Source organism: Xenorhabdus stockiae (assembly GCF_002632825.1).
GTDB lineage: Bacteria > Pseudomonadota > Gammaproteobacteria > Enterobacterales > Enterobacteriaceae > Xenorhabdus > Xenorhabdus stockiae.
Genome location: NZ_NJAJ01000016.1, coordinates 89,579 through 112,040, shown reverse-complemented (window position 1 = coordinate 112,040; position 22,462 = coordinate 89,579). Strand labels below are relative to the sequence as shown.

At 38.7% G+C, this 22,462-nt stretch carries 26 protein-coding genes; 17 read left to right on the top strand and 9 right to left on the bottom strand.

Features of this window, described 5'->3' with window-relative positions; translation table 11 throughout:
• Positions 1-166 precede the first annotated feature (166 nt).
• Positions 167-1,588 carry a Na+/H+ antiporter NhaC family protein gene (locus tag Xsto_RS10205; protein WP_099125006.1) on the bottom strand — a complete coding sequence of 474 codons (1,422 nt, stop codon included), beginning with the start codon at positions 1,586-1,588 and terminating at the stop codon, positions 167-169.
• A 237-nt stretch (positions 1,589-1,825) separates the two neighbouring features.
• On the opposite strand from Xsto_RS10205, the gene Xsto_RS10200 reads away from it, so the two are divergent.
• The 7 genes from Xsto_RS10200 to Xsto_RS10170 all read left to right on the top strand — a co-directional run bounded on the left by Xsto_RS10200 (position 1,826) and on the right by Xsto_RS10170 (position 7,397).
• Positions 1,826-2,698: a hypothetical protein gene (locus Xsto_RS10200; protein WP_244590374.1), complete on the top strand. Its 873-nt coding sequence runs from the start codon at positions 1,826-1,828 to the stop codon at positions 2,696-2,698.
• A gap of 200 nt (positions 2,699-2,898) precedes the next feature.
• On the top strand, positions 2,899-4,080 hold the full coding sequence (locus tag Xsto_RS10195) for a DmpA family aminopeptidase (RefSeq protein WP_099125005.1): 1,182 nt from the start codon (positions 2,899-2,901) through the stop codon (positions 4,078-4,080).
• 68 nt (positions 4,081-4,148) lie between these two features.
• Positions 4,149-5,000, top strand: coding sequence for an SMP-30/gluconolactonase/LRE family protein (locus Xsto_RS10190; protein WP_099110194.1), 852 nt, complete (start codon positions 4,149-4,151; stop codon positions 4,998-5,000).
• A 59-nt stretch (positions 5,001-5,059) separates the two neighbouring features.
• The gene (locus Xsto_RS10185) at positions 5,060-5,938 is read left to right on the top strand and encodes an alpha/beta fold hydrolase (protein ID WP_099125004.1); all 879 of its coding nucleotides are present in this window, start codon (positions 5,060-5,062) and stop codon (positions 5,936-5,938) included.
• A 61-nt stretch (positions 5,939-5,999) separates the two neighbouring features.
• On the top strand, positions 6,000-6,404 hold the full coding sequence (locus Xsto_RS10180; RefSeq protein WP_099110196.1) for a DUF1801 domain-containing protein: 405 nt from the start codon (positions 6,000-6,002) through the stop codon (positions 6,402-6,404).
• A 17-nt stretch (positions 6,405-6,421) separates the two neighbouring features.
• Positions 6,422-6,787, top strand: a complete 366-nt coding sequence (locus Xsto_RS10175) for a DUF7079 family protein (protein ID WP_099125003.1) — start codon at positions 6,422-6,424, stop codon at positions 6,785-6,787.
• Positions 6,788-6,860: 73 nt separating this feature from the next.
• A complete protein-coding gene (locus Xsto_RS10170) occupies positions 6,861-7,397 on the top strand; it encodes a metallophosphoesterase (protein ID WP_099125002.1) in 537 nt (178 codons plus the stop codon).
• A gap of 93 nt (positions 7,398-7,490) precedes the next feature.
• On the opposite strand, the gene Xsto_RS10165 is transcribed toward Xsto_RS10170, so the two are convergent.
• On the bottom strand, positions 7,491-8,390 hold the full coding sequence (locus Xsto_RS10165) for a LysR substrate-binding domain-containing protein (RefSeq protein WP_099110199.1): 900 nt from the start codon (positions 8,388-8,390) through the stop codon (positions 7,491-7,493).
• Between the two features lie 130 nt (positions 8,391-8,520).
• Between Xsto_RS10165 and Xsto_RS10160 the strand changes: the two genes are divergently transcribed.
• Positions 8,521-9,699 carry an MFS transporter gene (locus Xsto_RS10160; RefSeq protein WP_099125001.1) on the top strand — a complete coding sequence of 393 codons (1,179 nt, stop codon included), beginning with the start codon at positions 8,521-8,523 and terminating at the stop codon, positions 9,697-9,699.
• Between the two features lie 64 nt (positions 9,700-9,763).
• Here Xsto_RS10160 and Xsto_RS10155 read toward each other — a convergent pair whose 3' ends face one another.
• From Xsto_RS10155 to Xsto_RS21060, 3 genes are all read right to left on the bottom strand, one after another.
• The gene (locus tag Xsto_RS10155) at positions 9,764-10,216 is read right to left on the bottom strand and encodes a carboxymuconolactone decarboxylase family protein (RefSeq protein WP_241537947.1); all 453 of its coding nucleotides are present in this window, start codon (positions 10,214-10,216) and stop codon (positions 9,764-9,766) included.
• Positions 10,217-10,345: 129 nt separating this feature from the next.
• Entirely contained in the window at positions 10,346-10,537 is a 192-nt protein-coding gene (locus tag Xsto_RS10150; protein ID WP_244590373.1) for a hypothetical protein, read from the bottom strand.
• Between the two features lie 88 nt (positions 10,538-10,625).
• Positions 10,626-10,730: a PhzF family phenazine biosynthesis protein gene (locus tag Xsto_RS21060; RefSeq protein WP_141554501.1), complete on the bottom strand. Its 105-nt coding sequence runs from the start codon at positions 10,728-10,730 to the stop codon at positions 10,626-10,628.
• Positions 10,731-10,931: 201 nt separating this feature from the next.
• Here Xsto_RS21060 and Xsto_RS10145 point away from each other — a divergent pair, with 201 nt between their 5' ends.
• From Xsto_RS10145 to Xsto_RS10125, 5 genes are all read left to right on the top strand, one after another.
• A complete protein-coding gene (locus Xsto_RS10145) occupies positions 10,932-11,900 on the top strand; it encodes a methyltransferase (RefSeq protein WP_169926623.1) in 969 nt (322 codons plus the stop codon).
• Positions 11,901-12,140: 240 nt separating this feature from the next.
• Positions 12,141-12,782 carry a type A chloramphenicol O-acetyltransferase gene (gene catA / locus Xsto_RS10140; RefSeq protein ID WP_099124999.1) on the top strand — a complete coding sequence of 214 codons (642 nt, stop codon included), beginning with the start codon at positions 12,141-12,143 and terminating at the stop codon, positions 12,780-12,782.
• Positions 12,783-13,013: 231 nt separating this feature from the next.
• Positions 13,014-13,349, top strand: coding sequence for a GNAT family N-acetyltransferase (locus Xsto_RS10135; protein WP_244590372.1), 336 nt, complete (start codon positions 13,014-13,016; stop codon positions 13,347-13,349).
• Between the two features lie 159 nt (positions 13,350-13,508).
• Positions 13,509-13,769, top strand: coding sequence for a hypothetical protein (locus Xsto_RS21055; protein WP_141554500.1), 261 nt, complete (start codon positions 13,509-13,511; stop codon positions 13,767-13,769).
• A gap of 694 nt (positions 13,770-14,463) precedes the next feature.
• Positions 14,464-15,414 carry a helix-turn-helix transcriptional regulator gene (locus Xsto_RS10125; protein WP_099124997.1) on the top strand — a complete coding sequence of 317 codons (951 nt, stop codon included), beginning with the start codon at positions 14,464-14,466 and terminating at the stop codon, positions 15,412-15,414.
• Positions 15,415-15,493: 79 nt separating this feature from the next.
• Here Xsto_RS10125 and Xsto_RS10120 read toward each other — a convergent pair whose 3' ends face one another.
• The 4 genes from Xsto_RS10120 to Xsto_RS10105 all read right to left on the bottom strand — a co-directional run bounded on the left by Xsto_RS10120 (position 15,494) and on the right by Xsto_RS10105 (position 17,454).
• Positions 15,494-15,790: a hypothetical protein gene (locus tag Xsto_RS10120; RefSeq protein ID WP_099124996.1), complete on the bottom strand. Its 297-nt coding sequence runs from the start codon at positions 15,788-15,790 to the stop codon at positions 15,494-15,496.
• Between the two features lie 292 nt (positions 15,791-16,082).
• Complete coding sequence (locus Xsto_RS10115; protein WP_099124995.1) at positions 16,083-16,370, bottom strand: hypothetical protein; 288 nt, start codon at positions 16,368-16,370, stop codon at positions 16,083-16,085.
• Positions 16,371-16,616: 246 nt separating this feature from the next.
• Positions 16,617-16,910 carry a hypothetical protein gene (locus tag Xsto_RS10110; RefSeq protein WP_099124994.1) on the bottom strand — a complete coding sequence of 98 codons (294 nt, stop codon included), beginning with the start codon at positions 16,908-16,910 and terminating at the stop codon, positions 16,617-16,619.
• 274 nt (positions 16,911-17,184) lie between these two features.
• Complete coding sequence (locus tag Xsto_RS10105; RefSeq protein ID WP_099110211.1) at positions 17,185-17,454, bottom strand: LCI fold-containing protein; 270 nt, start codon at positions 17,452-17,454, stop codon at positions 17,185-17,187.
• Positions 17,455-17,810: 356 nt separating this feature from the next.
• Between Xsto_RS10105 and Xsto_RS10100 the strand changes: the two genes are divergently transcribed.
• Genes Xsto_RS10100 through Xsto_RS10085 form a run of 4 tightly spaced genes read left to right on the top strand, consistent with a single transcriptional unit; the run spans position 17,811 to position 22,454 of the window.
• Positions 17,811-18,551, top strand: coding sequence for an ABC transporter ATP-binding protein (locus Xsto_RS10100; protein ID WP_099124993.1), 741 nt, complete (start codon positions 17,811-17,813; stop codon positions 18,549-18,551).
• The gene (locus Xsto_RS10095; protein ID WP_099110213.1) at positions 18,544-19,752 is read left to right on the top strand and encodes an ABC transporter permease; all 1,209 of its coding nucleotides are present in this window, start codon (positions 18,544-18,546) and stop codon (positions 19,750-19,752) included. Before Xsto_RS10100 ends, Xsto_RS10095 begins: the two co-directional genes overlap by 8 nt.
• Positions 19,745-21,181 (top strand): TolC family protein, encoded by a 1,437-nt coding sequence (locus Xsto_RS10090; RefSeq protein ID WP_099124992.1) that lies wholly within the window; start codon positions 19,745-19,747, stop codon positions 21,179-21,181. Before Xsto_RS10095 ends, Xsto_RS10090 begins: the two co-directional genes overlap by 8 nt.
• Complete coding sequence (locus Xsto_RS10085) at positions 21,174-22,454, top strand: HlyD family secretion protein (RefSeq protein WP_099124991.1); 1,281 nt, start codon at positions 21,174-21,176, stop codon at positions 22,452-22,454. Before Xsto_RS10090 ends, Xsto_RS10085 begins: the two co-directional genes overlap by 8 nt.
• Positions 22,455-22,462: the final 8 nt, after the last annotated feature.

Sequence of the window (22,462 nt, the reverse complement as noted above, 5' to 3'; positions counted from 1 at the left end):
GGATTGATTGCTTACTGCCTTAAAGAGAAAAAGCCATCACTGAAAATTTTCTACTCAGAAGAAGATATTTCAGCAATAGCTTAAGCGGAATTGGGGTTAGTTAGTTATCTGGCGGCTGGCTTATTTATAAAGTAAAGCCGCCAGATTTTTGCCCGAAAAAGAATACTCAGTAAGTAAATCCTAAATAGAGATAGATACTCAGTACAATACTGGCTGTCACAAGAGCGTAGGGCATTTGTGTACGGATATGTTCGATATGATCACAATCTGTTGCCATTGACGCCACTATTGCATCACCAGAAATGGGTGAAGTCATATCACCGAAAATAGAGCCGGAAATGGCCGCTCCAATCATATATTCCACCGGCATCCCAACCGAAAGGCCAAGTTGCACACCAATCGGGATCATAATCGCAAAAGTTCCCCATGATGTGCCGGTCGCCAGTGACATGATAGCGCTGATGACAAAGATAAAACCTACCGAGAATCCGACAGGGAGTACACCATGTGTGATCTGCGCAATATAAGCCCCCGTATTCAGATCAGCCGAAACTGTTCCCATTAAGAATGCCAGAATCATAATAGAGCTGATTTTCAGCATACTGGCATAACCAATATAAATTTCTTCAAAAAAGGTATTAATGGATAAAATCCGGCGGCCTAAGAACCAAAAGAAAGAAATAACCGTACCAAACATCACCCCCCAATAAACGGATGTTGAGCCACTGCCTTTGCTGAAATCCCCTTCGCCAGTAATATAGAGAGCGACAGGAACCATCAGCACTGTTGACAGAATAGGGATAAAAAAATTCAGAACACTGTTACTGTTAGGGTGCTCAATAACTTCATCAGATTCTGTTTCTTTGCTGTCCAGTGCTGGCGTATTGTGCTGATGAAAAGCATTCTGCTCTGCTTTTTTCATGGGGCCCCAGGAAATATTGGTAAAAATATAAAATAATATGCTGGCAAGTGAGAGCCAGGCCATCAGATTATAACCCAGAGAATGTATAACAATATCAAAAGGCTCACCTGAAATTAGCCCATTGGAAATTTGCACTCCGACTATTCCCATCATGACTGCGCCCCAGCCATTAATCATTGCCAGCGAGCAGACAGAAACACCGGCAGTCTGAATCAGATAGGACATTTTTTCAGGAGGAATGGCATACTTTCTGGCAAGGTTTTTGGTCGATGCACCGGCCACTAATTGGTTGATGGAACTTTCGATAAAAATAAGAGCAGAAATAATAATCGCCAGAAATTGTACGTTTTTCTTACTTTTAATAATTTTAGTTCGGTCAGTTAATAGTTGAACCAAAGCCCGTACACCACCCGTGACAGTAACCAGCCGCATAATACCGCCAATCATTATCATAAAAATAACCGTTTTGGTATTTCCCGATGACGTAAAAGTATTAATTACTCCCTCGAGCGTACTTTTTATTCCCAAAATAATGTTGTGATCATGTATTACCGTGAACCCAACCAAAATCCCCAGCATCAATGACAACATCACTTGTCGGGTTAGAATGGCTAATATGATGGTGATGACAGGTGTAACAATCGTCCAGATTCCGTAGTCATGCATTTGTATTCTCTGATGTTTTTTGTTGGTTAATGGATAAGGCAGGTTAAATATTAATATAGATAGTGCTCTAATATGAAGCCTAGCAATACCGAACAAGAATACCAGCTAATCGATATTTTTTTCTGTTAATTCAATATGATTGTGTAATTTTTTCTAATGACCTATATTAATCCCGTGAAATAATGATAAGTAAAATTTATGTTTTTATCTGACTAATGAGATAGGAGAAAAGAAAAAATGATATCGCAGAAAAGATCGTATTTTCAGAATATAAATAAAACTCTGGGTATGTGTATAGCAGCCTTATTTTTCACAATAATCTCAGCTAAAACTGTAAAAGCCGATATTACTGCCCCAATTGTTTACCTTGATCGCCAAACGCCTTCCGTATCACTTAATATCAATGGTAAAGAAATTGACAAAATTGAAATTGATACAGGTGCCTCCAGTGCCCTTTATTTACCCCAATCAGTCTTTGATTCTATTTTCACATCTCGTGACCATAACATTGAAACATCACGTTCCAATGATGTTTTCGGTAATGAAACATTGGATAATGTAGTAGCAAAAGCAGTTGATATTACTGTGAATGGTGAAAAGCTTTCAGGCGTTGACGTTGAAGTATTAAAACCCTGGGGAAACGGTATGTTGGACTATAATGGGCAGCTTCGCATTAATGGCTTATTAGGGCTGGGTGTTGTCAAAAACAATATACTGATTATCGACTATCCTTCAAAGGTGCTCACAATTACCGATAATGCTAAAAAACTTCCTGCCGGTTATCACTGGAAAAACATTCCATTCACTCGTAAAAATTATGGAATAGAGGTGAGTGTATCGTCCGGTAATAAAAAGTTAAATCATATGGTTATTGATACTGGTGCCAGCCATACTATCATTTTTACCCGTTCAAAGGAGGGCTGTGTTGATTTTTCATTATTATGTCCAAAGCAAACAATTGTGACACCTGATGGTGTTGAGTTATCAGCATTTCTTTTTCAGGTACATGATGAACGTATAAATTTTGATGGATTATTGGGTGATGATTATCTTTCAAATAAGGCTCTTGTTATATCTGATGATAAATTTCTGATTGGTTTACCGAAGTAATAAAAACTTACCTCGATTTTCTTATTGATTTCAAATTACCGTGTAATTAGTGGCACTTTGAAATCAATTTTTTATCAAATAGTATCAGCTGTGTGATTTTTTATAGCACTGTGTATCGATACAAATCATGATTTAATTAAATACTTCCATAGATTAATAATAAAATAGTGATAACCAATTAATCACAACAAGGAGTATTTATGATAAAAACCATAAAAATGGCAACATTATTTATCTCAATAATAATAACTTCAAATTCTTTCGCCAAGAGTGAAACCAGAGCCAGAGATTTCGGCATTCCTTTTTCTGGCACAACTGGGAAATATAATGCAATTACCGATGTTAATGGTGTAACTGTTGGGTATTCAACCATGATCAAAGGTAATGGAAAACTGGAAGTGGGGAAAGGGCCGATAAGAACCGGCGTAACCGCAATATTACCCAGAGGGAAAAAATTCAGCCCAGTATTCTCCAGCATATTTTCTTTAAACGGGAATGGGGAAATGACAGGAAGCCAATGGGTTCAGGAAAGTGGTTTTCTGGAAACACCGATATTAATCACTAATACGCACAGTGTCGGTGTTGTCAGAGACTCAGCAATCAGCTGGCTGGTTGATAACCATCTGGTATCACCACTTAAGGATGATTTATTTTGGTTACTCCCCGTAGTTACAGAAACATGGGATGGGATATTAAATGATATAAATGGTATGCATGTAAAAAAAGAACATGTCTATCACGCATTGGATAGCGCTAAATCAGGAATGATAAAAGAAGGTAATGTCGGTGGTGGAACAGGCATGAACCTGTTTGATTTCAAGGGAGGCACAGGGACTTCATCGAGAGTTTTAGATAAAAAAGACGGCGGATATACTGTCGGGGTACTGGTTCAGGGAAATTTCGGATTCAGAGATGACCTAATTATTGCTGGGATTCCGGTTGGTCAAGAGATAAAGGATCTCATGCCGATATATCATGGAGATAAGAAAAAAATAAAGGATGCAGGTTCTATCATCGCTGTCGTTGCTACAGATGCCCCATTAGCACCTCATCAGTTAGAGAAAATAGCCAAAAGAGTCTCTCTCGGGCTTGCCAAAATAGGTGGCGTGGCCAGAAACACCAGCGGGGAAATATTTATTGCATTCTCCACCGCGAATAACGATGCATTTTCCAGAGAAGATATAAAAACAATTAAAATATTACCCAATGACAAACTTGATCCTTTATATGAGGCAACTGTTAGTGCTACAGAGGAAGCCATTATTAATGCCATGTTTGCAGCTGAAACTATGGTTGGTAGAAATGGAAATACATCTTATTCTATCCCTAAAGACAGAGTTATAAAAATATTAAAACATCATAACTTACTTAGTCGAAACTGAAACAAAATTATTCAGATTTAATTTCTGTGTTTTTATTTAAAAACTGCGAATATAAAGGAGTAATAATAATGAAACCATACTTAGAATTACTCTGTTCTCCGGCTATTTGGGCAGAAGGCCCTGTTTGGCTACCAACAGAAGATGCAGTTATTTTCAGTGACGTAAAAGGGAATAGAATGTTTCGCTGGTCAGAAAATGATGGCGTTCATTTATGGCGGAAATATTCGCATTTTACCAACGGTAATACACTGGATAGAGAAGGGAGGATCATCAGCTGCGAACATGGCAGAAGAGGTATTTCCCGCACAGAAAAAGACGGAAGTGTTAACCTATTGGTTGAAAAGATTGACGGTAAAAGATTCAATTCACCCAATGATGTAGTTGTACGTTCTGACGGGACAATTTGGTTTACTGATCCGCCTTACGGAATTATTAACGATAATGAAGGATATAAATCAGAAAGCCAGATTATCGGGTGCTACGTATATTGTTATGATCCTGCTGATAACAGCATTTCTATCGCAGCCAGTGATACTCAACGGCCAAACGGTTTAGCATTTTCTCCTGATGAAAAATATCTGTACATTGCCGATATGTCTATCGTCGATTTTCCGAAAAATGGCAGACATGAACTACGTATCTATCCGGTACGGGATAAAGTATTAGGGATAGGTAAACATTTCGCTACTATCTCTCCGGGGTTTCCGGATGGTTTTTGTATTGATAAATCAGGTAACATTTATTGTAGTTGTGAAAACGGCGTTATCATTTTTGATAAATTTGGTACGAAAATAGATAAGATTGAAGTGCCAGAACGTGTATCAAACTGCACTTTGGGTGGCATTAATGGTGACCAGTTATATATTACAGCTACTACGTCACTATATCGGATATCTGTAACTCAGTTCATTAAAGGATGATGGAAGGGAAGAGTTAAGTTACTCCGAAATAGCAATTGGTAATTTATTTTGAGGGAAAAATGACAACATATAATGTAAATCCCGCAACAAGAACCGGTAACTTATCTCTTCCTGATGCTCGTACGCTTCACTGGTACGAGTGGGGACCAATCACTGGTAAACCACTTATTTTCTGCACCGGCGCTGGAATGAGCGGCTCACTGAGTTTCGGGGAACAAGAGTTGGAAAGATTGAATATCAGATTAATCGTGCCGGATCGCCCCGGTCTGGGGAATTCATCTTTACATTTCCATAAGACTTTAGTGAGTTTTGCCCAAGATGTTGCTGAGATACTGAAGCACTACGGGTTACAAAAGTGCATGGTTTTGGGTTTCTCTCAGGGAGCAGTATTCGCACTGACACTGGCAAAAATCTGTAAAGCGACAGGGCTGGCAATTGTAGCCGGGCAGGATCAGTTTAGTTATCCCGCCACTCAGCAACTGTTAAATCAGGATATTGTTAATATGGTGAAGCAAAGAAATGCCGAACCGGAAATATTAAAGCAGTGGGTTTCTCAGAATATCACTGCCGACTGGCTAATGAATTTTATTATGGCTCACAGTTCAGCAGTGGATTTGTCTTTGTACTCCCAGCCCAATTTTCTACAGGCTTATCGTCAGTGTTTAAATGAAGGTTTTTCCCAAGGGGCAGAAGGGTATGCCCAGGATCTAATGCTTACTTTTGGACAATGGCCTTTTGATCCTGAAGATATTACCTGCCCGGTACATTTATGGTACGGGAAGCAGGATGCCAGCACCGTTCACTCACCAGACTTTGGTGAAATTTTATCAACACGGTTCCCTCATGCAGAACACACTGTTTTCGATAATGAAGGAGGCTCTTTACTCTGGCGTAAATCAAAAGACATTCTTGAAAAACTGGCCTTAACATACGTATAACATTGAGGCAAGCAGCGCTTTTCGCGCTGCTATACGAATTAACAGATAAGGTAGCAATCTTATGACAGCATTTCAGAGTCACGAAGTCCGCTCGGTATTTGAACATTATCCTCAAGAATATCAGCAGCCACTATTGAAAATAAGAGAATTAATATTTGATGTCGCGTCAAAAACAGAAGGGGTTGGCGTGATTACTGAAACTTTGAAATGGGGTCAGCCCAGTTACCTAACTCTTGAGACAAAGGCTGGAACTACAATCCGGCTGGACCGTTTCGGGGATACCCATGTGGCTATCTTTTTTCACTGCCAGACAACATTAATTGATACATTCAGAACACTCTTTCCTGAGTTAATTTATTCAAAAAACCGGGCAATAATTTTAGACCCTTACGCCGATTTACCAGTAAATGAGTTAAGCATATGTATTGAGATGTCACTCACTTATAAACTGAAGAAAAAAAGATAAAAATCAGGAGATACCCGTTGAATAATCAATTCACGGATATAGATTTGTGCGAAGCGCTATCAACTATTTTCGTAGATAATGAAGTTGATTATGAAGAAATTGTTTCTATCGTAAAATATTTTTCTATTGAACATGCAGAAACTGTCTTTTTCGAATGGGTCGCTCCTGTATGTTACACCAATGGCTTTACTCCCGTACCTTATATATGGACCGTGTTTGAGCGCGAACAGCTTTGGGAAGACATTCAATCTTTTCATAAACAACGGACTATGGCGGGGATAGTAGGTAAAATAAAAACAAAGATAAAATTATTTTTATTACGTAAGTATTTTGAAGATGATTGGAAAAAATTACAAAGATCACTGACGGTTTTAAGTAATTAACTTATAAAACAAATGGGTAACTTAATATCTTTTGTTAGACTATAGCGCTTACTATAGTCACAAGAAGATTTTTATGATTTATTTTACTTCCGATACTCATTTTTGCCACTCCAGCATCATAAACCTATGCGGGCGACCATTTGAAAGTGCACACCATATGAATAACGCCCTGATACACAACTGGAACGCTTGTGTTGCTGATCGGGATGAAATTTATATTTTAGGTGATTTTCTTTATCGTGGAACTGGAGCAGATGCGAATAAAATACTCCGTCGGCTTAACGGTAAAAAATATCTGATCCGCGGTAATCATGATAAGTTTTTGAACGATCCAGACTTTGATATTTCGATGTTTGAATGGGTAAAAGACTACTACGAAATGGATTATCAAAAACAAAAAATTGTGATGTTTCACTACCCAATTCTCGAATGGCAGGGCTATTTTCGTAATGCGATTCATCTTTATGGTCACGTTCACAATGCAGGTAAAGATCCTGACCAATACAAACGATTAAGCATACTCGGACCAAGAGCTATTAACGTTGGTGTTGATGTTAATAATTTTTTTCCCATTAGCATTAACCAAGTACTGAAAAAAGCTCAAGAATAAGTATTGTATACTTTCAAGTTGTTTCTTTGTTGGCGCACTCGTTCACCCCGGTATAAACATACGATTATCTATGTTGCTAGGGGTTAACGAATATCACAACCGATTAAGACTCAAGCTATTATTTTTAATAAAATCAATAAAGCACCGTAACCGGGGGGAAAGCGTCTGGTTACGGTAATAAACTGCATTAATCGGCTGTCTTTGCTCAAAAGTGATATGAGAAAGTATCTGTTTAAATTCACCGGATTCTCTCATTTCATGAGTCATAAAATCAGACATACATACGATCCCGACTCCTTTTCGGGTCAGATTACATAATACTTCACCACTACTTGCAGCAATTGTTGGGGTAATTTTGATCCCCTTTTTATCACCATGAAGAAGTGGCCATTCGTTGAGATTTTCTGGTGCAGTAAACCCGAGCAGACAGTGCTGTTGTAATTCTTCAACCGTTTTTGGTTCACCAAAACGTTCTAAATAGAGGGGGCTTGCCAGAACTCGCAGTTTACTGTGACCTAACAAGGTCGCGTGCAGAGAGGAATCACTCAGTGTTCCAATGCGAAAGGCAATATCAGTCTGCTTTTCCAGTAGATCCGTTACACCTTCATAATTAGTCAGTTCCAGCGCTATCTGTGGGTATATTTCGTGAAATTGAGCAACCAGTGGTGTAATGACATGTAGTAGAAAAGGGGTCGCTGCATCTACTCGTAACGTTCCGGAAGGAATATCTTTGTGACTCAGCAATACTTCTTCCGCTTCTTGCGCCAGTTTCACCACTTCCCGTGCTTTTTGTAGAAATGCAGCACCTTCTTCGCTTAACTTTATACGCCGGGTAGTACGGTATAACAAAGTACTGTCCACTTTTTCTTCAAGCCGCAATAACGCTCGGCTGGTGGCAGAAATAGTGAACCCCAGCCATTCAGCCGCTGCGGTTATTGAGCCACTGTCCACTACAGCAATAAACACCCGCATTTCTTCCAGAGTAATTTTCATTTTCGCATTTTAGTCAAAAGTTTTTCTCATATTAGTCAGTGTTTATGCAAATATCAAACTGACATAATCACCCTCACTTACAGTGATGTCGTGTCAGCAATTACGCTGAGATTAAAGATATGAGGAAATTATGCGAACGAGCACCGCTCTGTTATCACTTTCTGTTGGGGCATTTGCTATCGGGGCCACCGAGTTTTCACCAATGGGTATGTTGCCGGAGATAGCTTCTGATCTGGCAATTTCTATCCCCACCGCAGGTATTCTGGTGATGGTCTATGCAATTGGTGTAATGTTGGGTGCGCCGGTAATGACCTTGTTACTGATTAAACGTTCCCCGAAAGCCGCTCTGATTTTTTTAATGAGCATTTTTACCGTAGGAAATATCTTGTCGGCGTTATCACCTGATTTTTCCCTATTACTTATTGCCCGTTTTGTCACCAGTCTAAATCATGGCGCATTTTTCGGTATAGGCGCCTTGGTAGCAACCCGAGTGGTCGAAAAGGGGAAGGAAGCCAGCGCAATTGCCAGCATGTTTATGGGCTTGACTATCGCTAATCTCGGCGGTGTTCCGGCGATTACGCGCTTATCTCAAGTACTGGGCTGGCGGGAGGCTTTTTTCCTGATCAGTGTATTGGGATTCATTACCATGATTTCTCTGTTATTAGCGCTCCCACGAGGAATGCAGGGGCAGCCGCTCAATTTACGCCGTGAACTACAGATTTTATTGAAACCCGCCGTATTGACGACGCTATTTTGTACGGTGCTTGGGGCCAGCGCTATGTTCACTTTCTATACTTATATTGTGCCAATGTTAATGACGCTCTCTCATGTCGCAGAAACACAGGTCAGTATAATGCTGGTGCTGGTTGGTGTGGGGTTTACCGTCGGGAATTATATCGGTGGTATTCTGGCTAACCGTTCCGTATCCAAAACGCTTTATGGATTATTTGCATCACTGTTCCTGATTATGATGTTATTTCCACAAATCGCAAAAGACACGATTACTGGCGGTATCATATTAGTGCTTTGGGGAGCGGCTAGCTTTGGTGTTGTCCCGCCATTACAGCTAAAAGTAATGCAGGTTGCATCTGAAGCTCAGTCATTAGCTTCTTCTGTCAATATTGGCGCATTTAATCTGGGTAATGCCATCGGTGCTGCATTGGGGGCAACTGTTTTATCACTGGGGTTAGGGTATGAAATGGTCAGTTATTCGGGGGGTTTTGTTGCGCTCGTTGGGTTGTTATTACTGCTGATAACAGACCAAAAAACACAATCACTGACATTATCGATTAACAAAAGAAAAGGGTAGTCTGCTATCTGTATACCCGCCTGAATCAGGCGGGTAGTATCATAGAAAAAGTACCATGGAAAAACTACGGAGCAACATGATATCTTCCGGCTATTCCTAACCTATTCAGGGCGTTCATCATAATAGCCAGCCACTCAATTGCCGCAACCTGTTTATCGCTCCATACCGTTGCTGCTTTTTGATAAACATCATCGGGAATATGATCATTTTGTATTTCTGTTATCGCCTCCACTAATAACAGGGCAGCCCGTTCCTTTTCTGTAAAATATTCTGTTTCCTTCCAGGCTGGCAGCACGGCAACTTTATCGATAGATTCGTTCTGTTGTAAGGCATCCCGGGTATGCAACCTGACACAATATGCACACCCATTAATCTGGGATATACGTAATTTTATCAGATGGCAAAATCCTTCACTAATACCGGAAGAGACGGCTGATTTATCGATTTCAGCATTCACTATTTTCAGTTGTTGATAAATATTGGGGAAACTTTGTACTAAAGAAACTCGTGTCATCATGCTTTCCTTTTAGACTGCGATTAGATGAAAATAATCCTAAGATATATAGGTTTCACTTTTTGACACTTTTAAACATTTCTGCTGAAAAAATTGTTAGTACCTTATTTATCAACACGGCTGTGTGGTTACTTAATCGAATTCAACCATACCACTGATACAGTCAACGACGTCACCAGAAATCCAGATGCCATCTTCATCTGAAGTGATATAAATCCAGCCATCTCGTTCAATACATCGTCCTTGTCTGGCGATATAATTTGCTGGTAATTTCCCATGTGGTATCAACCACTGAGCAAAAGCTGCGTTCAGACTGCCAGTCACCGGATCCTCCTCAGAAATTGAACCACATAAGCCCCTAACTTCCAGACTTACCTGATTTCCTTCAGGATAAATTGCACACAAACCAATCTCATAGTTTTTCAGTCAGGTTATCGGCACCAACCACTACGGTCAGTGGATTACCCTGTAATTTTTTATCGGAAAAAACATTAACCTGTTCAAATAATAATTTCATTATGCACTCTGTTTTATAATTTAAACCATCAACAAGTGGTTCTCTATTTTTTATAGCGCGGTATAACTTCAATAAAAATACATGTTGAGTTACGTATTTTTATGACATTAAAAAATAAGATAAAAAAGACTTGATCTCAAGTTAACCTGAGGTTTTAGAGTATGACACATTAATTAATGGAGATAAATAAGGAGAATGATAATGCCATTGGATATAATTACTGCCTATCGTAAATCAAATGCATTATTTGCCTTTGTTGACAGTAAAGCACCATTATATTTAAGTACTGAGAAGGGTAAAACAGTGGAACAACTTGCTAGGCTATGCAATGTCTATCAGGATAGATTTCACAGCCTATTGAATTACATGAAAAAACTTAATATTTTAACAAAAAAAGAGGATAAGTTTTATCTTACTGAACAATGGGCATCACTCAATGATCAGAATAGCTTTGAAACACTATATATCAAGTTCGAATTAGATCCCGTATTCTGGAATACTTGGTCACAATACAGTTCGTCTTTAAAAAAACCGAATAAAAAATCCGCTTTCGAGCTTACCCATCATGAGTCATTCTTTGACTATCTCAATAATGAAAAGCATAAAGATATTAAAACGACTTTTGATAACTTAATGGGAGAAATGACGAATAAAACAAATAATCATATTATTGATTATATTCCTCTGGATGGTATTAAGACATTTATTGATATCGGAGGGGGTGTCGGTAATTTCGTAAAAAACATAAAAACTCACCATCCACATATTCAGTGTCATGTCATGGATCAATATAATTTCACCAAAAAAGAATCAGAGGAAATTACTTTTATTAATGGTGATTTCTTTTCTGAAATTCCATCCAGCTATGATGCTTATAGCATAAAAAATGTATTGGATGATTGGCCAGATGATCAAGCTATCGATATTTTGAAGAATTGCCATACAGCAATGCGTGATGATTCAGTTTTATATCTTATCGATATAATTAAAGAACCACATGAAGCAACTTCATTTGATTTATACATAGATACCCTTTTGTTAGGGAGAAGGCGGTATCAGTCCGACTTTGAATTTATGGTAAAACAAGCTGGGTTATCTATTAAAAATATCTATAATTTAAATTTTTCCACAGAAAATGGAAATTATTATCTTTTTGAAATTAAAAAATAAATTTACTTTTAATACTGCGCTCCAGCCAGGGAGACAGCTCTGATTAAGTTTTTTTCATCCCGGAGGGGTAGTATATTACTATGACCTCCGGCGATTAACGATTGGTATTTTTTCGCTTAAATGATAATGTGACTACAATTCAAAACATACAAAGGAGTCATTAGGTGTCATCAATCCAGACAGAGATAATTCCCTTCTAATTAATTTTGTTATTAACATACTTGATTAGAAGGGAAAAAGATGAATTACACAAAAATAGATCTTAACACGTGGAATCGTGGAGAGCACTTTGCGTATTATCGCCATAGTGTTAAGTGTGGATTTAGTCTGACGACGAAAATTGACATTACAGCTCTGTGCTTATCCTTAGCAAAAACACATTATAAATTTTATCCCGCTATGATTTACCTGCTCACCAAGGTCGTCAATCAATACCCTGAATTCAGGTTAGCGATAAAAGATGAGGAGTTAATTATTTGGGACAGTATTGATCCAATTTATACTGTTTTTCATAAAAAAACCGAAACATTTTCTGTGTTGTGTACGACATTTTCACCTGATTTGCCGCAGTTTATGATAAATTATTGTGCTGATATTGAACGATACGGTGATAACACACGTCTTTATCCACAAACAGAGAAACCGAAAAATCATATTAATATTTCCTCAATCCCGTGGATAGGATTTGATGGTTTCAACCTGAATATATCTGATATCACTGATTATTTCTCCCCGATTTTTACAATGGGGAAATATCAGCAAGAGGGCGGGAAAGTATTGTTACCATTATCGGTGCAAGTACACCACGCAGCCTGTGACGGCTATCATGTCGCTTTATTTATTAAAAAATTGCAGGCATTGTGTAATGATGCTTTGATGTAAAGAAAAAATATCAGGCCACTATTCAGTGGCCTACTTAAAAAATGGGTCTGAGGCTAATTGATTTTCCCTTAATAGTTATTGACTTTTTATCAAAATTAAATCAATTTGCTATTGCCATTACCCCAGTTACTGTGAATTCGTTTTTAAGCTTAATACTTAAAAAAACAACATTAAATTAATATCACCCTATTTTTAACATCTCTGAATTATGAACCCATATTGGAGCAGCATATGCTGATTACCTTAACTGACGTAACCAAGAATAATTATGAAGCAGTTTGCGATTTATCAGTAACTGACGAACAACTCTCTTATGTTGCGGAAAACGTATATTCCATCGTTCAATCAAAATTTAACCCTTCATATCAAACACGTGCTATTTGTCTGAATGGGGAGCCCGTTGGTTTTTTTATGTGGGTGCCCGATGCTGACCGAAGAATAACGATTTGGCGATTTATGATAGATCAAAGCCATCAAAAGAAAAATATTGGGCGCAAAGCACTCGCGTTAGCAATTGATGAAATCGGGCGTACAGATCAGTTAGAGGGAAATAGCAATCTCTTATAATCCTAAGAATATCATTGCAAAGAATCTTTATGCCAGCGTTGGTTTCGTCGAAGTTGGTATGGATGAAGAAGTTGGTGAGATGCTAGCAGTTATCAGGATTTAAGTGCAAATATTAAGATTTCAACTAAGATTGGTTCAATCTACACATAAGGGTTCAGTATGAGCAGATTAATTATCACTTTTATTTATTTAATGCTAACTATTTCTGTGCCATCAGTATATGCAAATACAGCTCACGGCAATGCCAATGGCGGCAATGGACTGAATGGGGGAGACAGGGACGGTACAGCAGGATTGCCAGGATGTGATGGTGGAACAAACCCATCGGCAGGTGGAAAATTTTATCTTCCCGGAACACATCAAGAATGTAACCCTAGTGATGAAGATGCTAAAAAGGTTAAAAAGCCCACTAAAGCGTAATATGCATATAACTGATCGAAAATTTTATTTATCCAATTCGGAGAAAGAAATGAAAATCATTCGCCATATACTGAATAGCCGGTTGGTAGGATATGTTATAGGGGGGATAGGTGCCATTCTTTTTGGAGTCAGTCACATTCTAACATTAGAAGAAGCGGAAAAATTCCGTAATTCACCACAGAAAAAATAGCAATTAAATTTCAAATAGATACTCAATTATTCACATGGGAGACATAGTCTCCCTATTTTCAGCACCTCGGAAACAAAAATATCTAACCTATGATCAACACGATTGAGTTATGGTAATTTTTAATAAATCAACGAGGTTAAATGCCAAAAAATGAAAAAATCGACAAGAAGAACTATTGCAAACACAGTTAGCTTATGTCTTACAATATTTTTCGTCAATAAATCATCATTATCATTGATATATAATGGTGATAGTAATCACTATTATAATGTAGTGTTAATCGTTATGGCATTTTTTGGATTTGAATATGTATGCGATAAATTCATTAAGATCCTTGAGTTTTTTGAAAAAAATAATTGATATAGCGACATATAACAATCTTCATCCGAGGGAGCAGAGATCCTCGGTACCTAAATTACCCCCCTAACTTTTATTTTTTATCTGGACTAATTCTGCTTCTGCGTTATATAAGTTGCCCTTCCTGATACCTTTTAAGGATTTTCAATGAAGAAAACATTGTTATTGCAACAAATGCAGCTCTTCTTACAGGGAAGGCAGAAAGTGACCTTAAAAGAACTGATGCAAGAGTTTCAGTTATCCCGTAGTAGTGCTTTACGTTACATTTCAGCTTTAGAAGAATTGGGCGTTCCTTTATATTCTGAGCGGGGGAGAAATGGTGGATATGTTGTTGCTCCAACATACCGGTTAGCACCAGTCAGATTTAGCGCGGATGAAATTCATGCCATGTTATTTGCGATTTCAGGTATGCATGTTCTGCAATCTACCCCGTTTAATCTGCAATTTCGTAGTATTTCTGAAAAATTAAAGCAAGTCTTGCCTCAGGATGAAAAAGTAAAAGATGAAACATTACGCAAATGTCTGGGGGTGCGAACTGTCAGACAGCTCAATCCAATTAAACATCTTAATATGTTACTCAATCATATTTTTCAACAGGAAAATCTGGAAGTCATATACGGTGATAAAAAAGTTTTTATTTACCCGGTTGCGATGTGGTTTGAGTCAGGGCGGTGGTTTTTAGCCGTATTTGATTATGAAGCACAAGATTTACGCGTATTACGCTGCCATGCAATCCAGTCATTTCGCCCGATGACAAGGTCATTAGTTGTTCCCGAAAAAATTCGTTTAACAGATTTTAACCTGTCTAATTTTGAACAATTAAGGCAGAAACAACAGCAACATTATTTTGAAATAACGATAAAAAGTTCAGGTGTTGAGCATTATCATAGCAAATCATTTTCACATATCTCCCTCAAATTAACCGATGATGGTGCACTAATCTCTGGTTATTATCATCAGGAGGAATTGGGTTATCTGCTTGACTATATAAATGGATTTTCCCGACATCTTATTGAGATCAAACCAACAACGTTAAAACAAATATATGTTGATGAAATCAAAATGCGGTTGAACCAGTTGGAATTAGAAGCCACTTAGTTAACCGGAATATGACATGATCTCTGAATATAAACAATGTAAACGAAAAAGCCTCTAATAAGAGGCTCTCTGAAAAGCATTATATTTTCTTACCTTCATAGTAACCCACATAGCCTTTACCACAATGTGATGCTACCGGCTTTATGCCTTGCAAATGATATTGAATTTTTCCATCTGTGAATACGCTTTCAAAAATGTGATTTTTACGTACTTCATACACAACATATACTGTTCCATTTGTACCAGTATAAGTTCTGCCTGAGCTATAACAATCGTTATAGGTAAAATCTTTATTTGCTGCTGATGCAGTTGCAATTCCGCTAGTTAATGCAAGACCAGCTACCAATGCTCCGCCTACTAATAATTTTTTAAACATAATAAAACCTCTAATTTAACATCATAATAACTTTTTATTTAAATTTATCACTTACCAAATATTCTTTGATAAGATGCGCTAAATATAAATCATCATAAGAGGAGTTTACTATTTCAAAAATTGGAAACAGTGTATGTTTTTATATTAAATTTGAGATTGCAATGATTAAAAAATAGCAAATAATATTGATTAATAAAATAACCAAATATAATTATCTATGACAAAATCAAAAAACCCCGTTATATTAACGAGGTTTATTAGCATTCTGATGTGCTATAGCGAAAGGGCTTACCTATGATTTTACACCTTCATATTTACCAACATAAACGTTCATTCCACAAACGTATAATTTTTTAAATCCTTTCAAATGCCATTTGAATCCATCTTCATTGCGCACATCAAGGAAAACAATTCCATCTTTTACTAGGTATTTAGTATATACGCCATTTTTATACTCTATAGGAGATGAGTGGCAATTATTCCAAGGGATATCTGTGCTGTTTGCTGATGCAGTTGCAATTCCGCCAGTTAATGAGATAACTGCAGCCAATGCTCCACCCACGAAGAATTTCTTCAACATAAAACCTTCCTTTAATTTTTTTCAGTTTATTACTTATCAAATCACATTTTATAATACGCGGTAAATGTAAATGACTAACAGAGGATTTTACCATTTCAAAATTTATAAACAGTGTATGTTTTTATTTTAGATTCGAAGTTTGGAATTTTTATGGAGATTCATTTAAATGAATCAGCAATGGAAATAAAAAAATATTTTTTACAACCCCCTTCTAGAAAAAAGGGGGAGGGGGGGGGTGGTAGGGTTTTAATTTCTTACATTAGTACCAATATACACAGCAGCCCAAGCTGGTTTCCCTTTTTTATCTACACAGCTAAAGAGAGGTCCCTGATAAAACCACTCTATATCTCCATACATCGTATTTTGCTGTATAAATCCTTGAGAGAAATTTCTGTTCGGCTTAACAACTACTCGGGTATAGTTCGGCTTTGTTGAAATATATACAGATTCATTTGGACACAGGTTTTCAGCCGCTGCAGTTGCAATCCCACCGAACGATGCTGCAGCCAATGCTCCAACTATTAATAATTTTTTGAACATCAAAACATTCCTTTAATGGTTTTCCAGTTTATGATCTAAGTTTATAATTCATAAAATCACATTTTATAATGAGCGATAAATGTAAGCTATGATCATCGACTTTTACTATTGCAAAATTTAGATACAGTGTGTGTTTTTATATTTTTAATCGTTTAATTGTTAAGTTAATTAATATTTAAAGAATAATACCAAGTGGTTATGATTAATAATAGATCTAAAAAAGCCGTTTTTAAAAACGGCTTTTTTAGATCTATTATTCCTTTTGGTAACTCACCTATTTTCTTCCTTGATAATAAGCTTGATAAGCCGATCTTCCTGTATGATATTCACACTGTCCAATTTTACCTTTAAAATACCATTTAATTCCAAATCTCTCAAAGGTATTTGCAAAGTTATCTGTAGGATTAACGACAAACATCTGATAAAGATTTCCTTCAATATGCTTTGGTACATTATCAACCTGACATTTATTTAATGCCATCGCATTACCACTTAATAAAAAACCTGTTATCAGTGTCGCTGTTACTAACAACTTCTTAATCATAAAATTACTCCTATAATAATATTAAATTTAAGTCGTCGATTAAATTAAAATTGATAATGCACGATAAATCTAAATCATCATTAGATAGAGTAGCAATTTTAAAATTTATACATTGCCTATACCTTTCTTTCTTCATTATAAAACTAATTCTCATTATCATGATTTATAATGCATGATTATAACGCTATTACTAACGATGGGTAATTAAATCATCTATATACTCAACCAGATACATTGACTGATATTTATTCAGCTTGTTTTGTGTTGTTATTTTCCTATTACTTCCTTAACATATTAATGGCTAGACTAAGAAATATTAATTTAGATATTAAGATGTGAGGGGTATTATAAAAATAATGGATACCGTAATAAATTTTATTCATCCCCCAGAACCGATATCACCTGTTATTAATATGCAAAAACTCACTCGTGTTTATCAACACGGGGAAGAAGGGCAGGTCTCTATTCTGAAAGATATTACCGCACAGATTTATGCCGGTCAGAGTTGCGCTATTGTCGGTACGTCAGGTTCGGGTAAAAGCACTTTACTGAATATTCTCGGTTTGCTGGATAAACCCACTTCCGGAGAGTATTTTCTTTGTGGCGTTGATATGTCAGTAGCAGATGCTGATCTGCGTGCCAGAATGCGAAATAAAGAAATCGGTTTTGTATTTCAGAGTTTTCATTTATTAGCCGGAATGACAGCGACAGAAAATGTCGCGTTACCACTGCTTTATCGGGGCATTTCAGCTTCACAGGCTCATAAAATTGCCAGAGAAAAATTGGGTTTGGTTGGGCTTTCACACAGAGAAAGTCATTACCCGGCAGACTTATCTGGCGGGCAACGGCAGCGTGTCGCGCTTGCCAGAGCATTGGTCGGAGAGCCTTCATTGCTGCTGGCTGATGAACCTACCGGTAATTTGGACCCGAAAACAGCAGAAGAAATTTTATCGTTACTTTCCACTCTTCACACCGACAATGCGATGACTCTGGTTGTAATAACCCATGATGCGATGGTAGCGAACCATATGCAGCGCGAATTACGTATGAGCGATGGTCAGTTGCATGAGATCAGAGGAACGACAATGCATGCATGATAAAAGTCAGCCTAGTCATTATGGCATGTCAGTATTTATGATGTGGCGGGAAGCCTGGCGTAATTTAATGGCTACGGGAAAAAGCTCTCTGCTTGCTTTGTCTGGAATTGCGATTGGTTGTGCATCTGTCGTGGCCTTTCTGAATACAGGGCATAACGCGACCCTTGCAGCGCTGAAGATGTTCAGCGGGTTGGATATTAATGTGATCACAACTAATTTCTATTCTTACAATCATGGCATTGATAGTGAAGACATTAAAATAGACGCGCTGAAAACGGCTATTCCGAGTTTATCTTCCGCAGCACCCTGGATCTATTATTCTTCTCCTGTGCGTTATAACGGTAAAACCGAACACTTTACCCTGATAGGCTCCACGGCCGCACTTGAGGAAGTTATGTTATTACAATTGCGGCATGGGCGATTTATCTCCGATTATGATCGTCACTCTCCTTATCTGGTTATGGGTAATGATGTCGCCGTTTCTCTTGTGGGAGATGACACGTCCCAAATACTTGGCAAGCAGATTCAGCTTGGTAATTATCTATATACCGTGATTGGTATTTTTGAAACAAAAGGGCAAAACCCTATTTTTCCTTTTTCTCTGGATTCCGTTGTCGTGGTTCCTCTCGAAACCATGCGTAAAATATCACAACATGCTCAGCTGAATGGCCTGATTACCCGTTCAGCCACAACTTCGACAACAGAAGCGGATGCAGAAAATTTGTCTGCGTTTTTTAAGAATAAGTTTCCCGAGGTTGAAATTAACGTTCGCGTTGCTCAACAATTGTTACAAGGGCAGACGGAGCAGGGTAAAACCTTTACTTTTATGTTGATCGGGTTGGCTGGTATCTCACTGCTAACGGGCGGAATTGCGATCTCTAATGTGATGTTGATGAATGTTTCTGCCCGGCGAAAAGAAATAGGGTTGCGTATGGCTTTGGGGGCAAGAGCACAGGATATCCGACGCCTGTTTTTGTATGAAGCGGCTGTATTGACTTTTACCGGCGCAATACTTGGTACTTTAGTGGGGATTATCGTTGCCTTCCTTTTTGTCCTTTACTCTGGTTGGTCATTTTCTCTGGCTCCGCTATCCATCCCTTTAGGAATAGGAAGTGCCGTTATAGCGGGGCTTATCTCCGGCTTTTATCCCGCTCATAAAGCCTCACAAATGGAACCTGTACAGGCATTACGTGATGATTAAAAATTATTTCATTTATGGTGTTCTGACTCTGTGTCTCTGTTTTTCTCAAGCCGGAGTTTCTGAATCTGATCACAGTCTGGATCGTAAAAATACAGGAGAAGTCATCGGCCTGTCGCTGAGTGATGCAATATCGCTGGGTTTACGGAATAACTATGCCATTCGCAGTGTTTATCTGGATCGTATCGCTCAAAAGTTTGATTTACGGGTAGCAGAAGACCGGTTTACGCCGAAATTGCAACTGAGCGGGCGTTATATTACGGGCAAAAATCAGGCAGAGAATTTCAACAAAACCAGCTTGTCTTCTAACGCCACATTACTCACCCCTCTGGGGACACGTTTCACTCTGTCATGGGCGCGTGAGCACAATAAGTCAGGAATAAGCAGCCTTCACAATGATGGCGCAAGTATTACTATGATACAGCCTCTTTTACGAGGAGCCGGAACAGATGTGAATAATGCTCCGGTTTTACTGGCAAAATTCCGGGAACAAACTAACCGTCTGAATTTAAAATCGACAATTTCCGAGTCCATCACACAAATTATTCTGGCCTATCACGCGTTACTCCGGGCGCAGGAGCAACAGGCGTTGTCTGCCGCTTCCCTTAAACGTATGCAGAAACTGGTAGAGACGAATAAGGAATTGATTGATGCAGGCCGAATGGCTCAGACAGATATCATACAGACACAGGCCGATTTGGCGATGCAAGAACTCTCAGCAAAAGAGGCTGAAAATAATGTTCATGCGGCAAAACTGACACTCCTGAAGCTACTGGCTCTGAGCCTCAAAACGCCTATTCATGCAACAGATACTCTGAAAGGGACTTATGTCAGGCTGGATGTTGAACAATCAATTAAAAAGGCACAAGCTCAACAACCGGGTTATCTTACTCAGCTACTTTCTGCAAAAACCGCCGATATTCAGTTATTGCAGGCCAGAGATAACAAACTCTGGGATTTATCACTGGTTGGCAGAACCTCCCAGTATCGTTCTTCTTCTTCTGCTGACAACCGAAACTGGGAAAATTATGTCGGTATCCAACTGGATATCCCAATCGGGGATATGACAAAACAACAAGCGGAAATTCAGGCCAGAGTTGATGTTCAGAAGCAGGCATTACATCTGGAAGAGGCCAGAATCAATCTGGAGCAGAGAGTAACGAATGCCATCCGTGATACTGAATCACGCTGGCAGGAATATCAGTTGGCCATAAAGGCCAGTTCACTTTCGCAACAAAAACTTGAAATCGAAAAGGAAAAGTTACAGGCGGGGCGATCCAGCAACTTTCAGGTACTGAGTTTTGAAACCGACCTGAGAAATGCGGAAAATGCCCGCCTGAATACGCTTATCCAGTACCTCAATGCTCAGGCTGAACTGGATCAAACTCTGGGCACAACACTGGAAAGCTGGGAGATAACGATTAATGAATAAACACTCAGTTTTTAACTACTCCATGCTTAGGCGTTATCGGTGGGTCATCACGGGTGTGCTGGCGGCTATCGTCTGTTTTTGGGCTTTATTCACTTCAGGGGAGTTGTCCTCAGAAAACTCTCCCGCTCAAGACGCTGTACAGTGGATCGCTATAAATCCCTCTCCGATAGAAAAACGATTGGACTTGGTAGGTAAACTCCAGTCCGGACGCCTTGAAACTATCCCAGCGCCATTTGAGGGGATTATCCAACAGGTTCTGGTTAAAGAAGGACAGCAAGTTTCCCCAAACCAGACTTTAATCACGCTTGATACCCGGAAAATTGAAATAGAAATTCGACAGGCTCAGGTGGAAATGATTAAAGCCTCCTCTGCGGTTGAAGAATTACGGGACTGGGAAAACAGTCAGGAAGTCATTCGGGCCAGAAGGAACGTCGAAAACGCGAACCACATGGTAATGGAGCTTAAAAATAATCTGGCAAAAACACAGGCGCTTTTTTCACGGGGAATTGTCCCGAGAATGGAAGTTGAAAACCTTGAACAACAACTTCGTCGGCAACTGACGGAACTTGCTTCAGCGAAGGATGATCTTACATCTACCCGACAAAAAGGCAGTGCCAGTCATGTACAAGTGGCAGAAATGGGACTTAAAAATGCCACAAGCCGTTATCAGGCGTTACAGGAACAATACGCGAATAAGGAAATAAAAGCGCCATTTTCTGGTGTCATCCTCAAGGCACAGCAGGGAGAAAAGGGCAAATCATTCGCAATTCAGACAGGTGTGCGGGTCACAGAAGGAATGCCTTTGCTGGAAATTATGGATACAACCCAGTTTCAGGTATTGGCGCAGGTTGAAGAAGCGGACCTCGTCAAATTAAAGGAAGGGTTACCAGCCAAAATCAGCGGCGAAGGGTTTTCTGGCTATTCTATGGATGGAAAAATTGAAACTATCGCTATGCAAAGTACAAGCAACGATCAGCCCGGAACAGCCGTTTATTATGATGTTGCGATCAAAGTGACATCACCCATAAACACGAATTATCTCATCAGGCCCGGTATGAGCGCTAAAGTCAGTATCGTTATTTATCACAATGAGCAGGGAGTTGTGATACCCGAAAAAGCGTTGTCACGTGACAATGATGGGAATTTGAGCGTAAGCTGGCGCCCGGATTTAAAAAGTCAGGCAACTTCCCGCCAGATAACGGTCGGTGAAGCTATGCCAGAAGGGTTAGAAATTCATGGGCTGGAAAAAGGATTTATTGCATTATCACCCTGAGAAATAAA

Excerpts from the sequence above, each read along its gene's own strand:
- Xsto_RS10205 (WP_099125006.1), bottom strand. The coding sequence starts at position 1,588 with ATGCATGACTACGGAATCTGGACGATTGTTACACCTGTCATCACCATC.
- Xsto_RS10200 (WP_244590374.1), top strand. The coding sequence starts at position 1,826 with ATGATATCGCAGAAAAGATCGTATTTTCAGAATATAAATAAAACTCTG.
- Xsto_RS10195 (WP_099125005.1), top strand. The coding sequence starts at position 2,899 with ATGATAAAAACCATAAAAATGGCAACATTATTTATCTCAATAATAATA.
- Xsto_RS10190 (WP_099110194.1), top strand. The coding sequence starts at position 4,149 with ATGAAACCATACTTAGAATTACTCTGTTCTCCGGCTATTTGGGCAGAA.
- Xsto_RS10185 (WP_099125004.1), top strand. The coding sequence starts at position 5,060 with ATGACAACATATAATGTAAATCCCGCAACAAGAACCGGTAACTTATCT.
- Xsto_RS10180 (WP_099110196.1), top strand. The coding sequence starts at position 6,000 with ATGACAGCATTTCAGAGTCACGAAGTCCGCTCGGTATTTGAACATTAT.
- Xsto_RS10170 (WP_099125002.1), top strand. The coding sequence starts at position 6,861 with ATGATTTATTTTACTTCCGATACTCATTTTTGCCACTCCAGCATCATA.
- Xsto_RS10165 (WP_099110199.1), bottom strand. The coding sequence starts at position 8,390 with ATGAAAATTACTCTGGAAGAAATGCGGGTGTTTATTGCTGTAGTGGAC.
- Xsto_RS10160 (WP_099125001.1), top strand. The coding sequence starts at position 8,521 with ATGCGAACGAGCACCGCTCTGTTATCACTTTCTGTTGGGGCATTTGCT.
- Xsto_RS10155 (WP_241537947.1), bottom strand. The coding sequence starts at position 10,216 with ATGATGACACGAGTTTCTTTAGTACAAAGTTTCCCCAATATTTATCAA.
- Xsto_RS21060 (WP_141554501.1), bottom strand. The coding sequence starts at position 10,730 with ATGAAATTATTATTTGAACAGGTTAATGTTTTTTCCGATAAAAAATTA.
- Xsto_RS10145 (WP_169926623.1), top strand. The coding sequence starts at position 10,932 with ATGCCATTGGATATAATTACTGCCTATCGTAAATCAAATGCATTATTT.
- catA (WP_099124999.1), top strand. The coding sequence starts at position 12,141 with ATGAATTACACAAAAATAGATCTTAACACGTGGAATCGTGGAGAGCAC.
- Xsto_RS10135 (WP_244590372.1), top strand. The coding sequence starts at position 13,014 with ATGCTGATTACCTTAACTGACGTAACCAAGAATAATTATGAAGCAGTT.
- Xsto_RS21055 (WP_141554500.1), top strand. The coding sequence starts at position 13,509 with ATGAGCAGATTAATTATCACTTTTATTTATTTAATGCTAACTATTTCT.
- Xsto_RS10125 (WP_099124997.1), top strand. The coding sequence starts at position 14,464 with ATGAAGAAAACATTGTTATTGCAACAAATGCAGCTCTTCTTACAGGGA.
- Xsto_RS10120 (WP_099124996.1), bottom strand. The coding sequence starts at position 15,790 with ATGTTTAAAAAATTATTAGTAGGCGGAGCATTGGTAGCTGGTCTTGCA.
- Xsto_RS10115 (WP_099124995.1), bottom strand. The coding sequence starts at position 16,370 with ATGTTGAAGAAATTCTTCGTGGGTGGAGCATTGGCTGCAGTTATCTCA.
- Xsto_RS10110 (WP_099124994.1), bottom strand. The coding sequence starts at position 16,910 with ATGTTCAAAAAATTATTAATAGTTGGAGCATTGGCTGCAGCATCGTTC.
- Xsto_RS10105 (WP_099110211.1), bottom strand. The coding sequence starts at position 17,454 with ATGATTAAGAAGTTGTTAGTAACAGCGACACTGATAACAGGTTTTTTA.
- Xsto_RS10100 (WP_099124993.1), top strand. The coding sequence starts at position 17,811 with ATGGATACCGTAATAAATTTTATTCATCCCCCAGAACCGATATCACCT.
- Xsto_RS10095 (WP_099110213.1), top strand. The coding sequence starts at position 18,544 with ATGCATGATAAAAGTCAGCCTAGTCATTATGGCATGTCAGTATTTATG.
- Xsto_RS10090 (WP_099124992.1), top strand. The coding sequence starts at position 19,745 with ATGATTAAAAATTATTTCATTTATGGTGTTCTGACTCTGTGTCTCTGT.
- Xsto_RS10085 (WP_099124991.1), top strand. The coding sequence starts at position 21,174 with ATGAATAAACACTCAGTTTTTAACTACTCCATGCTTAGGCGTTATCGG.